The 14308-nt window shown below is 36.0% G+C and carries 12 protein-coding genes; 5 read left to right on the top strand and 7 right to left on the bottom strand.

The genetic code is table 11. The features are described from left to right. The first annotated feature begins 297 nt into the window (after positions 1-297). Complete coding sequence (locus tag ABIZ51_08460) at positions 298-711, top strand: hypothetical protein (protein MEO7088807.1); 414 nt, start codon at positions 298-300, stop codon at positions 709-711. A gap of 201 nt (positions 712-912) precedes the next feature. Here ABIZ51_08460 and ABIZ51_08455 read toward each other — a convergent pair whose 3' ends face one another. Continuing rightward, positions 913-1536, bottom strand: coding sequence for a hypothetical protein (locus ABIZ51_08455; GenBank protein MEO7088806.1), 624 nt, complete (start codon positions 1534-1536; stop codon positions 913-915). Next, positions 1533-2798, bottom strand: a complete 1266-nt coding sequence (locus tag ABIZ51_08450) for a DNA cytosine methyltransferase (protein MEO7088805.1) — start codon at positions 2796-2798, stop codon at positions 1533-1535. Before ABIZ51_08450 ends, ABIZ51_08455 begins: the two co-directional genes overlap by 4 nt. Before the next feature lie 254 nt (positions 2799-3052). Between ABIZ51_08450 and ABIZ51_08445 the strand changes: the two genes are divergently transcribed. Continuing rightward, on the top strand, positions 3053-3577 hold the full coding sequence (locus tag ABIZ51_08445; protein ID MEO7088804.1) for a GNAT family N-acetyltransferase: 525 nt from the start codon (positions 3053-3055) through the stop codon (positions 3575-3577). Between the two features lie 273 nt (positions 3578-3850). On the opposite strand, the gene ABIZ51_08440 is transcribed toward ABIZ51_08445, so the two are convergent. The 3 genes from ABIZ51_08440 to ABIZ51_08430 all read right to left on the bottom strand — a co-directional run bounded on the left by ABIZ51_08440 (position 3851) and on the right by ABIZ51_08430 (position 7791). Continuing rightward, positions 3851-6184: a TonB-dependent receptor gene (locus ABIZ51_08440; GenBank protein ID MEO7088803.1), complete on the bottom strand. Its 2334-nt coding sequence runs from the start codon at positions 6182-6184 to the stop codon at positions 3851-3853. A 163-nt stretch (positions 6185-6347) separates the two neighbouring features. Then, positions 6348-6980, bottom strand: a complete 633-nt coding sequence (locus ABIZ51_08435) for a peroxiredoxin (protein MEO7088802.1) — start codon at positions 6978-6980, stop codon at positions 6348-6350. Between the two features lie 73 nt (positions 6981-7053). Continuing rightward, a complete protein-coding gene (locus ABIZ51_08430; GenBank protein MEO7088801.1) occupies positions 7054-7791 on the bottom strand; it encodes a class I SAM-dependent methyltransferase in 738 nt (245 codons plus the stop codon). 84 nt (positions 7792-7875) lie between these two features. Between ABIZ51_08430 and ABIZ51_08425 the strand changes: the two genes are divergently transcribed. After that, entirely contained in the window at positions 7876-8853 is a 978-nt protein-coding gene (locus ABIZ51_08425; GenBank protein ID MEO7088800.1) for a peroxiredoxin family protein, read from the top strand. A 6-nt stretch (positions 8854-8859) separates the two neighbouring features. Beyond that, positions 8860-10179, top strand: a complete 1320-nt coding sequence (locus tag ABIZ51_08420; protein MEO7088799.1) for a PAS domain S-box protein — start codon at positions 8860-8862, stop codon at positions 10177-10179. 8 nt (positions 10180-10187) lie between these two features. Here ABIZ51_08420 and dnaG read toward each other — a convergent pair whose 3' ends face one another. After that, positions 10188-12149 carry a DNA primase gene (dnaG, locus tag ABIZ51_08415; protein ID MEO7088798.1) on the bottom strand — a complete coding sequence of 654 codons (1962 nt, stop codon included), beginning with the start codon at positions 12147-12149 and terminating at the stop codon, positions 10188-10190. 201 nt (positions 12150-12350) lie between these two features. Between dnaG and ABIZ51_08410 the strand changes: the two genes are divergently transcribed. After that, the gene (locus ABIZ51_08410) at positions 12351-12890 is read left to right on the top strand and encodes an STM3941 family protein (GenBank protein MEO7088797.1); all 540 of its coding nucleotides are present in this window, start codon (positions 12351-12353) and stop codon (positions 12888-12890) included. A gap of 334 nt (positions 12891-13224) precedes the next feature. On the opposite strand, the gene ABIZ51_08405 is transcribed toward ABIZ51_08410, so the two are convergent. Next, positions 13225-14103: an NAD kinase gene (locus ABIZ51_08405; protein MEO7088796.1), complete on the bottom strand. Its 879-nt coding sequence runs from the start codon at positions 14101-14103 to the stop codon at positions 13225-13227. Positions 14104-14308: the final 205 nt, after the last annotated feature.

The raw sequence follows: 14308 nt of genomic DNA, 5'->3' as shown, positions 1-14308 counted from the left end.
ATCGCATGACACGTTTACATGAACGTGAGGCAAGTTCAGCTGTGCGTGAGGCAAGTTCAGCTGTGCGTGAGGTAAGTTCAGATAAACGTATGACATGTTCAGCTGTGCGTGAGGCAAGTTCAGCTGTGCGCATGACATGTTCAGCTGCGCGTAAGGCATGTTCGGCTGTGCGAGGAGCCCTTAAACCTGCTCAGGCAAAGGGCTTTATGCTTTTTTAGAGAATTTTAACAAGTCAGATACAATAATCAATAACCTATTTGCGTTTCTGGACATATAAATAATTTAAACTAAATAAAAATGGGTAAAAGAACAGTAAGAGTAAAGGTACCGAGCCACAGGCCGGGAGATTTATTGCGTCTCGCTCAACGCATTTTAGAAAAGAGCACAACTGATGGGGTTGGTTGTCCAATTGCCCCAGCTGATTTGGCTAACATCCAATCGCTTACCGATTCCGCGGTAATTGCTCGAAATCACAGCATCGAGCTACGCGAAGAAAGTGAAGGCGAAATGCAAGTAGCCCGTTCAGCAATGGGTATCGAGAAGGGACAAACAAATAGTACGCCAAATACTATTAATTACCTCATCGCAAAAATACGCGATGTGTTAATGGTTACCTATCGTGGCAGAGAGGAGCAGCTTAGTCAGTACGGCTTTAATGTAGTTGTTAATGCCTACGTTCCGAAAAGCAAAGAGAACAAGTCTATTACTTGACATGTTTGCTTTGTGTATCTGGAAACCACACCCTATAAAGGTGTGGTTTCTTTTTTGTCTTAAAAGATCTATATACGAGTTAGACCAAAATGTTTTTTGTGGTATTTGATTTCGAATAAAATTTTAGTGAAATGAAGTTTTGTTGAACGACTGTTACAAGGAGTGCTTCTTTTCCTTCATTATATCTTGTCGCGTACAACATTACTTTAATCCTTTTACCTTTTCTAACGTTATTATTTGATTGCTCTGAATTACCTTAACTGTCGGAGGTTCGGAAAACTTATATGATTTCAATTCTTCAATTAGTTCGTTGAAGTCGTTGCTTGTCGCAACCAAAACATTGTCGAGTCCGATAACGTCTCCACTTTTAATTTTTGCTTTTACACTTTTCGCTTCATTTACTTCAAGTGTTACTAAATAACTCAATGCTTTTCTGTGAACATATTTTAAAGCTATTGCTTCCAAGTCGGCTTGTTTGTAGCGTTCGCGTAAACTTGTTTTTGCAGAAATACAAATTGGACCTCGTTCTGAGGTGTAAAACATAAGGTCATAAATTACATTGGGAACAAATGCAACTTTGGCACTCATATAAAATGGCAAAATGTTTTCACGAACAAACAATGTTGCCAAAATATATTCAAATATTTTCCCGTTTAAATTGTTATTTCCTTCGGGATGCTTTTGAAATGCTTCCCAGTATGTCGAAATATAATCCGAAGGCTTTTTATATTTCACATTCATAAAACTTGGGAATAGGCTATCAAAAACTATTTCTGCTTTATTATCTTTCCCAATAGTTATTCCTAATTGATTTAGTTTGTTCATTTGTTTAAAATTAGTTCTAAAATTTTCGTTGCCGTCGCTTGTATTGCAGGCACGGCAACAGAGTTGCCGAATTGTTTGTAAGCTGATGCGTCAGCAACAGGTATTACATATTTGTCAGGAAAGCCTTGAAGCCTTGCCCATTCTCTCGGTGTCATTTTGCGAATGCCCTCACGATTTACAGTTCCTCTAATGTGAGTTGTAGGAGTATAATCTGTGATTCGATGGTCGTAAATTAAGTTTCTTTCTCTACCCATTCCTCCGACTACAATTGCGTTTGCAATTCCATCATCTGGAATAATCGCATAGCCAAAACCGTTTCCTTTTCCTTCGTGTCTTGCCTTGTGCTTTACAAGCGTCTGCACATATTGAGTTGATAAAAAATATTTTGTTGCAGGAACTTTCTTCTCCTTTATGTCAGCAAATTTTACTTTTTTCTTTGTAGGTTTCGGATATTCAAATTCTGTAATCCCAATGTCTTTTCGAAAACCAACAATATAAATTCTTTCTCTATTCTGTGGAACACCATAATCCTTTGCATTTACAATTTTAGGCTCGGGAACGAAATACCCTAAATCATTTCGTAAAACATTAAGAATTGTTGCCAATGTTTTTCCTCCGTTATGGTTTCTTAAGCCTTTTACGTTTTCTAAAAATATTGCTTTTGGTTGTTTGCGTTTGATGATTTCCGCCACATCAAAGAACAGTGTTCCTCTTGTGTCCTCAAATCCTCCTCGTTTGCCTGCAATAGAAAATGCTTGACAAGGGAATCCTGCACAAATCAAGTCAAAACCATCTGGAATAAATGCTTTAGTTTCTTCTTTTGTGATGTCACCAAATGGACGTTCTCCGAAGTTTGCTTTGTAAGTGCGTTTGGCTTCTTTGTCCCATTCGCTTGTAAAAACACATTTTCCACCTAAATTTTGCATTGCTAAACGGAAGCCTCCAATTCCCGCGAAAAGGTCAATAAATTTAAATTTTGGATTTTTAACTGGAGGAAATGGAATATCAAAAGCATCAAAAATGCCATATTGTAACGCTTCTTCTGCTACAAGATTTGTTATTTTCTCTTCGGGATATTTGCATTGTAAAATTTCTTTTGTAAATTTTATTGCATCTTTTTTATAGAATTTTGAAACTCCATTCTTACAGTTGTGCAAAAAATGAGTAATAACCGCTTCTTTGTTGTTTTTAGGTTCAACAAGTTTGATTTTATATTCTTTTTCAAAAACCCCTTCGAGAGATATCTTCTCTTTTAGTTTCATTGTTTTATTCTATAATTAAGTTGCTAAAATAAGAAAAAATTACCCGACGAATAGAATCAGGAAAATAAAATGAGAAATCGAAGCCTTGAATTTTTCTTTGTTTCTTTCATTTGGTTCAAGCCAAAAGAAAGAAAAGCACAAAAACAGAATTAAAAAATTATTTTTTCGAAGAGATAAATGTCTACTAAAAGGATTACTACGGAATTTTGTTTCAACACATTTAAAATATCTTTGGATAAAATAAACTTTTTACAATGACATCTAAGAAATCCATACACTTAAAACCATTTAAAAAAGAACACGTTGTACTGCTCCAAACATGGGCAGATACAGAAGAAGAACTTGTTCAGTTTGCAGGACCTGTATTTAAATTCCCTTTAACAGAAGAACAAGTAGCGCATTATTTAGAAGACCAGAACAGAGCCGTTTTTCTGGTGGAAGAAGCACAAAATAAAGTCGCGATTGGTATGGGCGAAATTTTTATTGTGAATGCAGAAACGCGCAGGTTGTGCAGAATAACTGTTGGTAATAAACAGTATCGCGGAAAAGGTTTCGGACAAGCAATTATCACTACACTATTAGAAAAATCTTTTTCCGATAAAGCTGTAAATACAGTAGAATTAAATGTATTCGAATTTAATACAACAGCCATTAAATGCTATACTGCTTGCGGCTTTACAATTACACCCAATAATATTCGAATTATAGATGTAAATACCCAAAAATGGAATTTACTAAACATGAAGATAAGTAGAGAGAAGTATTTTTTTGAAGCGTAATTTTCTCTTTAAAGAAAATATTTTTTAAGGGCATCTGATTTCGAATAAAATTTTAGTGAAATGAAGGCGTGATGAGTTCGGGAAGTTCCGAGTGTATACGAGGAAATCGCCCGACGAATAGACTTCAGGAAACTAAAATGAAATGAGAAATCAAAGCCTTGAATTTTTCTTTGTTTCTTTCTAACACCCATGCTGGCTCAAACAAGCACCGCTTGTTTGCCCTATTTCAAGACAAAAGAAAGAAAAATACAAAAACAGAATTGAAAAATAGCTCTAAAATCGCAAACTTAATTGCAAAGTAATATTTCGCGGAGGCATAATGTTACCCGGGCGCGTCATGTATTCTCGGTTAAATACATTATTAACTATCACGGCCAGCTTTGCCGTTTTGTTTAGCTGATAGGCAATACGATAATCAAAAACAAGATCCCCGTTATTATGTGTTTCGCGGTATTGCTTTAATCCTGGAAGAATATAAATGGGAGCCGTAGGTAATTTATCATACAACAAAGGCTCTTCGAAACGCTTGTCAATATTGATCATAAAACTGTTGTAACGCATGCTAAACCCAGTGGATACTTTTTTATAATCGAATTGAATATCTGCTTTCGCATTGTGATAAAAGCGGTATTTTAAAATGTTTTGGGAAGTAGATGCCGTGCTGTCTTTTGCAGTATTAAAATTGAGGTAAGTGGGATCCGTGTAAGTATAGCCCATCAATACGGTGGTGTTGATGCCAAAGATTTTTCCAGTTCCAGTAAGTGTTACATCCACTCCTGTAATTTGTGTATTGCCAACGTTCATGGATTTAAAGCCCGCGTTTTTTACATAATCTAATAAACCAGGGTTTGTGATGGTTGGCGGAATGAAATATCCGAAGGTAAACTCCATCATATTTTCGTACTGTGTTAAAAAGCCGGCTACATCTAAATAGCCATTCCAACCGCCTAATTTCAAACCTTGTTTTATTCCAATTTCGCTGCTCCAACCAGTTTCTGGCTGCAATGCCGGATTGGGATCAATTTTTAAATTATCCACCACCGTGCTTATAAACTTTTCTGCAACGGAAGGGAAACGATAGCCTTGTCCGTAAGAAGCCCGTAAATAGGTATACTTAGCAATGTGGTAGTTAATGCCCGCCCTTAAAACTGGCTTAAAGGGAATTTGCTTTTTCAGGAAAGTGGTTTTAGTTTCAGCCGTATCCAACTTGTAATATTCGCCGCGCACACCTACGGAAAGCGTCAGTTTTTTAATTTTTTTATCGAGCTGAGCAAACAAAGCCGCATTTTCTCCGCTATGAAGTTCGTACAACGAATCTGATTTTACGGTAGTATAGGTTTCTGCAAAGCCTGTAGTAAGTGTAGTGTTTTCAGAAAAATGTTTTTGGTATTGATATTCGGCATAATACACATTGGCAACAGAGCCTTGAGAAGTATTGTTGGTATTGGTTGTATTGAAAAAGCGGGTATGCAAACTTTGCTTATCTCCGTTAGGAGAAATATACACTATAAAAGGATCTACGTTGGTACGTGTGTCTTTGTATTCGCTCACAGAGCCGCCGTTGGGTTTGTATCCTCCCGAATCGGCATTTGCCCAAAGTAAAAACAACCCTGCTCTATCATACATCGAATTAACGTTTACGCCATACGATAATCCCGTAACTTTTTTAGAGCGATAACGCATATTTACGTTACAACGATAGCGTTCTTCGTTTTCCAATTGTCGGTAACCATCGGTATTGTATACGTTTCCAGCAACTACTAAATCTAAGTTGTTAATTTTTTCAGAATGCATAAAATCAAATCCTGAAAACGTCGGATTCACATTTCCCCACCAAATTAAATCACTGCGTTGTGGATTCATGTATACACCAGAATACATCGTTACTTTTGTAAGCGGCGTATCTGTAGGATAAGCGGTTCGGATATTGATAACTCCGTTGAGCGCCGAAGAACCGAACAAAGCAGAGGAAGCACCTTTTATCACTTCTATCTGCGATAGGTTTTCGATGGGTAAAAAGTTCCATTTAACATCGCCAGCATCGGCAGTAATCATTGGCAAATCATCCACCAACACCAACACTCTGCTTCCGGCTCCATAACTGAAACCGCTCCCTCCACGGATATTCGCTTGACCATCTACCACATTTACACCCGGCACTTGGTTGATGATGTCGTCCATGCTGGTGGTATTTTTATTTTCAACTAATTCGGGCTTTATTACTTCCATAGAAACAGTAACATCGCCAATTTTTTGGTCAAATTTACCCGCAGAAACAACTACTTGATCCAATTCGTTGGTGCTTTGTTTCAAACTTACATTCAGCGTAATGGTATCTCCTACCGTCAATAAAAAAGTTTTTGTTTGCGGAATATAACCCACCAAATTAAATGTCGCAGAATGCGCTCCAGCAGCAAGAGCAAAATGGAAGTTTCCATCCACATCACTCAAAACGCCATCCGTTTTGTCAATGCCAATACTCACTCCAACTAACGTTTCATGTGAAGAAGCATCTGTAACTTTCCCTTTTACCATTACGCTTTGCGCAGAAATAAAAGGGATAGCAGTACAAAAAAACAGGAGTGTAAAAAAGTATTTTTTCTTCATCAATTTTATTTACGTGGCTATTCTGAAACAGGTACATCGTAAAGATGCAAAAAATATTTTTCTAAGCAAATTGAACCTCCATTTACAGTACCAAAAAAATAATTTTTCGGAGGTGAAAAATAGAACATAAAAAAAGCGGCGAAAATTTTCGCCGCTTTTTTTATTAATGTTTCGCTAAATAATTGGCTACTCCTTCGTGACTTTCTTTCATCGCCGCATCGCCTTTTTTCCAATTCGCCGGACAAACTTCTCCGTTTTCTTCAAAAAACTGAAGTGCATCTACCATACGAATCACTTCATCCACGCTTCTTCCCAAAGGAAAATTATTTACCACTTCATGATGCACCATTCCTTTTTTATCAATTAAAAAAAGTCCGCGATATGCAATCATCGGTCCTGTTGCAATTAAATCTCCTTCGTCATTTACATCGTAATCACCAGCAAGAACGCCATAATTGGATGAAATTGTTTTAGTTGTATCTGCCACAATCGGATACGTAACACCTTTAATTCCGCCATGCGATTTTGCCATTTGCAACCATCCCCAATGCGATTGTTCTGTATCTGTGGAACAACCTACAACTGCTACATTTCTTTTTTCAAACTCTGCGAGTTGATCTTGAAACGCGTGCAATTCTGTTGGACATACAAACGTAAAATCTTTTGGATAAAAGAAAAATACGACGTGTTTTTTGCCAATGTATTGTTCGAGTGAAAAATCGTTTACGATTTCGCCTCCCATAACTACCGCTTTTGCTTTGAAAGCGGGTGCCTTTTTTCCTACTAATACTGACATCTTATTTGGTTTTTTAAGTGGAACTTCTTTCTAATTAAGGTACAAAAATACGAATAAAAACGCGTTTGGAAAATTATTTTTTTGCGATGATAATTAAGCGGTCGGAATTTTTTTCATCAAACGGACGCAAACTGTAATCGCCATAAACATGTTCGATTTTCAATCCGTTTTTTTGGAATAATTTTTCGAAATCTGAAAGATGAAAAGCGCGTACTTTTTCCATAAAATGATATGTTTTATAAGCATCTGAAAAAATAATTTTTTTGACGATAAATCCGTTTTCAAACGAACGTTTTATTTCAAAACGAACGCCGTCCGAAATTTTTATTTCTGATTTCTTTATTTCGCGAATTGCTTTTTCTGCATTGATAAAATCGAGCACGAAAATTCCGTTTTTCTTCAGCGCAAGCGCCGTAGAACGAAGTACTTTATCGTTATCCTTTTCATTTTCAAAATAACCGAAACTGGTAAATAAATTGAATACAGCATCGTAAAAATTAATTCGAAAAGGCAAACGCATATCGTGTCGGTAAAAAAATAATTTTTCGGTAGCGGATTTGCATGCTTCGTGAATGCTATTCTCGGAAAGATCAATGCCTGTTACAGAGAAATTTTTTTTGCTGAGATAAATCGAATGACGACCTTTTCCGCAAGCCAAATCAAGCAATTGAGCCGAAGCCGGAAGCTGCAATAAAGTCAATAAATTATCTAAAAAAAATTGTGCTTCTCTGGCATCGCGATTCTTGTAAAGTTTATGATAATACTCCGAATCAAACCAATCTTCGTACCAATACGTACATTTCATAAACATTATTTTGTAAGCGCAAAAGTACAGATTGCGTTTATATTTACGATATTTGTGTAAAACTCGTTTCTAAAAATTATTTTTTTGACGATGAAAAAAATACATCTTTATACAAGCATTGCCGTTGGATTGCTTTTAATAGCGGTGGTTTGCATCGGATTACATCAAAATAAAGTAGCAGCTATTTTAAGTGTGGTCGCTTATTTTATTACCTTAAAAGAAGTTTCTAAATACACCTCCAATTATCAATTTTTTACTGTTTTTGCAGCCGCACTTTTAACAGGAATTGCATTGGAATTTCCATTTACTTCGTTTCCCTTTCTCACGATGGCATTGCTTTTTATCGCTGGATGCGGTATTTCACGAATTGCCTTTTTTAGCATTTTTTCCTACTCGCAATATTCTTGGTTGGAACCGATATTGCTTTTTTGCGCTATTGTCCTTTTCGGTATCGGAATGAGCGTTCGAACACATACGATTTTTCAATTACTTGTTCCGCTCCCAAGTTTCGCTTTTGCTTGCATGTTAACGTATGGAATGCTAAAAGATAAGAAACAATTATCTAAAAATAAATCGGCGAAACAACGTGTAGAAATCGGAAAAATACCTCCCAATTTTGAACTTCCTGATCAAGAAAATAATTTGGTGAAATTATCTGATTTTAAAGATAAACGGCATTTGCTATTGATTTTTGTACGCGGAGATTGGTGTCCTGGCTGCCACATGATGCTACGCACGTACGAAAAAAATCGCGAAAAATTTCAAACAAAAAATATTTTTGTGATGGCAATTGGGCCCGATCCAGTGGGCGTAAACAAAGAAATGGTTTTAAAATTAGGATTGGATTTTAAAGTACTTGCCGATGACAAACAAAAAACCGCAATGGCTTACGGAGTGCAATTAAGTGAATACGACAACGCCTTTGCGGATAAATTTGAAGAAGGCATCCCGCTCCCTGCTTCATTTTTAATTGATACCTCTGGTATTGTACGTTATGTTTCGCGCCCCGATAAAGTGGGCGAATTTTTAAATCCTTCACTTATTTTTCCGATAATTGACACACTTTAAACAAAGATGATTTATACCCTTTTTCTTTTTCTACTTGTTGTTTTTGGAAGCGTTTTTTTTCTCGTTTATAAAAAAATTGAACGTATAAAAAATGAATTGAAAGATGCTCGTTCAAAACAAAAAAATTACGAAAGCATTATTGATCAAGCCAACGATGCGATGTTTGTAATTGACATTGTAGAAGGAAAAATTTTGCAAGTCAATCAACGTGCTGCCGAAATGATTGGTTGCCCAGAAGAGCAAATGCTTCAGAAAAAAATTTTTGAAATTACGCCGACTGAATTTTCTGAAAAAAGCTCGCAAGCCATTGCAGATACTTGGGAGAAAGGTGGATTAATTTACAAACACATTCCTTTTGTTGCTGCTAACGGAAGCCTTTTGCCAGTTGAATGCAGCGCGAAAATAGCTTCTTTTTCAGGGCATCCCGCCATCGTCATTTACGCGCGTGATATTCGCGAACGTTTACGATTGGAAACCGAAGTCGAAACTCAAAAGAATATTATCGAAGAAAAAAATAGAGATATTTTGGCGAGCATCCGTTATGCAATGGGTATTCAGGATGCTATTTTTATGGATATAAATGGTTTGAAAAAAATTATTCCAGATTCATTTATTTTTTACAAGCCGAAAGATATTGTAAGCGGAGATTTTTTTTGGTACAAAAGCCTACGAACTTCTTTGTCAGAGCAAGCGAAAAAACAAATGGGTATTTCCCAAGATTCAAATTTAGTAGTGATGGCTGCTGTAGATTGCACAGGACACGGAGTCCCCGGTGCTTTTATGAGTATTATTTCCAATATTTTATTAAATCAAACGGTTAAAAATCCTGATATAAATACGCCTGCTGATGTGTTGCATTTTTTGCAAATCGAGTTGTTTCGTACCTTCAATCAAAACAAAAAAATTACCCCTCGTCAAGACGGAATGGATTTAGCTTTTTGCGCAATTGATTTTGAGAAAATGGAACTTCTTTTTTCAGGCGCGAATAATCCTTTATTGATTGTTCGTAATCAAGAAGTAATAGAAATTAAGCCCGATAAACAAGCCATTACAGCCGCTATTGAATTACCGGAAAAATCGTTTGAGAATCATACTTTTCAATTACAAAAAAACGATTGTGTCTATATTTTCACAGATGGTTATTGCGATCAATTTGGCGGAGAAAAAGGGAAAAAATTCAAACTCAGTCAGTTTAAGCAAATGCTATTATCAGCAGAAAATAAACCAATGGAACAGCAAAAAATTATTTTTGAAAAAACATTTGAAACTTGGAAAGGTAATTTAGATCAGGTGGATGATGTATTGATAATGGGCGTTCGCGTGTGATCCGAAATTTATTTAATGATGATTCTTCCCAGCAAAGCGTTGAATAATTTTTTTGCTTCGTTCAGTTGGATACGCTGAGAAAGCAACTCAAAAATTTTTTCGTCGGATTTTTCTTCTTTCATTAACTGGTTATTTTCCGAAAGCATTTTCTCGATTTTTTTTCCTTTCAGCGAATAAATAGCGCTCCAAACCGATTTCGCCAATAGCATTTCTTCTGTGTTTACAAAAATGCCTTTTTTCTCCCAATTTTCACTGAGATGATATGGATTACTTAAAATATCAATGGCGAGCTTTTGAATTTCTTCATCGAAGTGTTGCGTGAAAAAATTAGTTGAAGGAAGCATTTTTTCGACCTCCTCTTTTTTTACAAATTCAAAAAATATTTTTTGATACAGCGGATTATCAAATGAAATTACATCGCTTTCCAACTGCTGTCGGATGATTTCGAAAACACTTGAAGGAACCGCTATATCTTGTCCTTCCTCATCTTTCGTGTCTATATTAATTTCTTTACCTCCATGCAAAATCAATATTCGGATTAATTCAAATTCTTGATGTTCGCAACTATTCGCGGAAAAATCAATCGTTTCCGCTTCGCTGTTTTCAAAGTATTGCGCTTCTTCTTGCGACTGAATAGAGTCTTCATCTTTTTGCTTTTGAAAAACTTTTTTTCGGAACACTTTATTTAATTCGTTCAGCAAAATTTGTTCTTCAATTTCCATGATAACACTACATTCTCTCACATACAAAGAGCGCGTAATTGCTTCGGGAATAATGGCAATGCTGTCGATAATTTCTTTTATCAAAGCAGCTTTTTTAATGGGATCTTTTTTTGCTTCACTAAATAAAAGTTTTGTTTTGAAAGCGATAAAATCAGTTGCGTTTTCCGCGATAAATTTTTTATATTCTTCGGAAGAAACTTTTTTCGAAAACGAATCGGGATCTTCTCCGTTAGGAAACAAAAGCACTTTCACGTTCATCCCTTCTTCCAACACCAAATCAATTCCGCGAAAACTCGCTTTGATACCCGCCGCATCACCGTCATATAAAATCGTAATGTTTTTGGTGTATCGTCGAACAAGACGAATTTGCTCCACTGTGAGCGATGTTCCAGAAGAAGCCACTACATTTTCAATTCCTGCTTGGTACATCGAAATCACATCGGTATACCCTTCTACCAAAAAACAAGAATCCATTGCAGCAATACTTTTTCGTGCATAAAATATGCCGTACAATACCTGACTTTTATGATAAATATCCGATTCGGGCGAATTAATATATTTCGCTGTTTTCTCGTCTTTTTTCAAAACGCGTCCGCCAAAAGCAATCACTTTTCCGCTCACATTGTGAATCGGAAACATCACGCGCCCGGCAAAACGATCGAATATTTTTTCGTTGGCAGATGAAATCGTCAATCCCGTTTGCACCAAATATTCTAACTTATATCCCGCTGCCAATGCAGGGTCCGTAAATCCGCGCCATTCATCCAAACAATAACCCAACTGAAATTTTTCGATGGTTTCTTTTGTAAAACCACGTTCTCTAAAATAACTTAATCCAACCGATTTCCCTTCGTCGGTCTGATGCAAATTTTCAGTAAATAATTTTTGTGCAAACGAAGAAACGATGTATAAACTTTCGCGATTATTATTTTCGATTTGCTGCTCCGCACTCGGCTGCTCTTCGTCAATAACAATGTGATATTTATTCGCCAATGTTCGCAAGGCTTCCGGATACGAAAGTTGCTCGTGCTCCATCATAAAATTAACAGAATTTCCAGCTTTTCCGCAACCGAAACATTTGTAAATTCCTTTAGCAGGAGAAACCGTAAACGAAGGCGTTTTCTCGTTGTGAAAAGGGCATAAACCTAACAAATTAGCGCCGCGTTTTTTCAGCGTAACAAAGTCGCCCACCACTTCTTCGATGCGCGCCGTATCAATAATTTGCTCTATGGTTTCTTTTTTAATCAACGAAAAGTTATTTTTTTGAAAGAACAAATATACAGCATTGAAGGACGTTTTTGTATGTGTTTTTTATCCTTCGAAAAATTATTTTTTTGAACGTCTTTTTTTCTCCTAAAAATTTGTGTCCACACAAATACTTTTCTGATTATTAATGTTATTGAGTAAATTCGCATCTTAACGGCAATCGTGACAACTAAAAATTAAAAAATGGATAAAATTGAAATTCAACTCAGCAAACAAAAACTTTTTTTAATGCTAATCGGTTGCCTTATTTTTGTTGGACTTGGCGTATGGATTATATCCAAAGCCATCAATCCACCGGCAGAAGGAACTTTTTTTTTTAGGAATCCAATGATTTTGTGGACAGCCGGAATTTCTGGAATATTATTTTTTGGAATGATTTTTTTCTTTATTGTAAAAAAATTGGGAGATAATTCCCCTGGACTTATAATTTCTCCAGAAGGGATTTTAGACAACGCAAGTGGAGTAAGTGCGGGCTTTATTCCTTGGGCAGATATTAATGAAATTAGAGAACCAAAAGTATCGAACCAAAAATTCTTAAATATAATTGTTAAAAATCCACAAAATTATATTGATAACCAACAAAATAGGTTTAGAAAAAAGGTAATGCAATTAAATTACAATTCTTACGGAACGGTAATTTCTATTTCTGCCATCGCACTCAAATATAAATATGCGGATTTGAAAAGTCTTTTAGAAACGGAACTTAAAAAACATAAACCTTAACATCAAGATTTGTCTTCAAACAAAGAAAAATTCAAGGCTTTGATTTCTCATTTTATTTTAGTTTCCTGAAATCTATTCGTCGGGTGATTTCCTCGCAGGCTCGGAAATCCCGAATTCATCACGATTTCATTTCACTAAAATTTTATTCGAAATCAGATGCCGTTAAAAAGGGGGTTGAAAAATTATTTTTTTGAAGTGCGCAGGCAGAGAAAGCATACGATGTTAATAAGCTTGTGCGTGAGGAATTATGCTTTCTTGATTTTTTGTTTCTTTTTTATCAAGAAAAAAGAAATTAAGAAAATGAAACCAGCTTGAAAAAATTATTTTTCAAACTTTAATTTCTACTATCAATTCCCCACATCAGTTTGGTACGAATCGTATTCAGAAAATTTTGATGATTGAATTTGATTAAATTTAATTTGAAATTTTCTTTTTTCAAGGTCATTTCAATCGAGGCATCAATCACGGCAGTGCGCGAATCCAACGAAACAAGGTAATGCGGACTTCGGCCTTCCACGCGCAATTTCAAGCTGTGCGTATCCGGAAGAATTACTGGACGAACGTTCAAATTGTGTGGCGCAATGGGCGTAATAATAAAATTTTCAGAATCGGGCATAACAATCGGGCCGCCACAACTCAATGAATACGCGGTAGAACCGGTGGGCGTAGAAACAATTAATCCATCCGCCCAATAGGAATTTAAAAATTCATCGTCGATGTACGAATGAATGGTCATCATTGCGGAAGAATCTTTTTTCAACACTGTAAATTCGTTCAGCGCATAATTCATGTCGCCAAATAAATTCGATTCTGTTTCCAAGCGCAAAAGCGCGCGTTTATCCAATGTAAATTGTTTGTTGTAAAGCGCTTCGATAGCAGATTTAATTTCTTCTTTCGCCACATTGGCAAGGAATCCCAGCCTGCCTGTATTAATTCCCAAAATGGGAATTCCAGAATTTTTTACAAATGCAATCGTTTCCAAAAGTGTTCCGTCACCGCCAATGCTCAATAAATAATCTACGCTGTGCGCAATGTCGGCGTGGGTTTTAAAGGTTTCCGTTTTTACTTTCAAAAAATTATTTTTTTGAAGAAAGTGCAGAAAAGGTTCAAACACAATGATTTCCGCCTGATGTTGTTGCAAGGTTTGCAATAAATCATTTACTTTTTCAGAAAGATTTTGTTTGGAGGATCGTCCGTAAATGGCTATTTTCATTTTGAAAAATTATTTTTTTGAACGTAATAAATTATATCAAAGATATTTTTTTTCTTCTTTCTTTTTTCTTGAAAAAAAAGAAACAAAAATTCAAGGCTTTGCTTTCTCATTTTATTTTAGCTTCCTGAAGCCTATTCGTCGGGCGATTTCCTCGCATTCGATCGGAACTTCCCGAAATCAGATGCCTTCATTAAATAAATTTTTA

The sequence above is a fragment of the Bacteroidia bacterium genome, assembly GCA_039924845.1.
Lineage (GTDB): Bacteria > Bacteroidota > Bacteroidia > DATLTG01 > DATLTG01 > DATLTG01.
The sequence above is the reverse complement of the archived record's forward strand: the minus strand, read 5'-3'. Positions and strand labels throughout refer to the sequence as shown.

What these genes read in the sequence shown, in the direction of transcription:
- ABIZ51_08460 (MEO7088807.1), top strand. Translation starts at nt 298, where the DNA reads ATGGGTAAAAGAACAGTAAGAGTAAAGGTACCGAGCCACAGGCCGGGA.
- ABIZ51_08455 (MEO7088806.1), bottom strand. Translation starts at nt 1,536, where the DNA reads ATGAACAAACTAAATCAATTAGGAATAACTATTGGGAAAGATAATAAA.
- ABIZ51_08450 (MEO7088805.1), bottom strand. Translation starts at nt 2,798, where the DNA reads ATGAAACTAAAAGAGAAGATATCTCTCGAAGGGGTTTTTGAAAAAGAA.
- ABIZ51_08445 (MEO7088804.1), top strand. Translation starts at nt 3,053, where the DNA reads ATGACATCTAAGAAATCCATACACTTAAAACCATTTAAAAAAGAACAC.
- ABIZ51_08440 (MEO7088803.1), bottom strand. Translation starts at nt 6,184, where the DNA reads ATGAAGAAAAAATACTTTTTTACACTCCTGTTTTTTTGTACTGCTATC.
- ABIZ51_08435 (MEO7088802.1), bottom strand. Translation starts at nt 6,980, where the DNA reads ATGTCAGTATTAGTAGGAAAAAAGGCACCCGCTTTCAAAGCAAAAGCG.
- ABIZ51_08430 (MEO7088801.1), bottom strand. Translation starts at nt 7,791, where the DNA reads ATGTTTATGAAATGTACGTATTGGTACGAAGATTGGTTTGATTCGGAG.
- ABIZ51_08425 (MEO7088800.1), top strand. Translation starts at nt 7,876, where the DNA reads ATGAAAAAAATACATCTTTATACAAGCATTGCCGTTGGATTGCTTTTA.
- ABIZ51_08420 (MEO7088799.1), top strand. Translation starts at nt 8,860, where the DNA reads ATGATTTATACCCTTTTTCTTTTTCTACTTGTTGTTTTTGGAAGCGTT.
- ABIZ51_08410 (MEO7088797.1), top strand. Translation starts at nt 12,351, where the DNA reads ATGGATAAAATTGAAATTCAACTCAGCAAACAAAAACTTTTTTTAATG.
- ABIZ51_08405 (MEO7088796.1), bottom strand. Translation starts at nt 14,103, where the DNA reads ATGAAAATAGCCATTTACGGACGATCCTCCAAACAAAATCTTTCTGAA.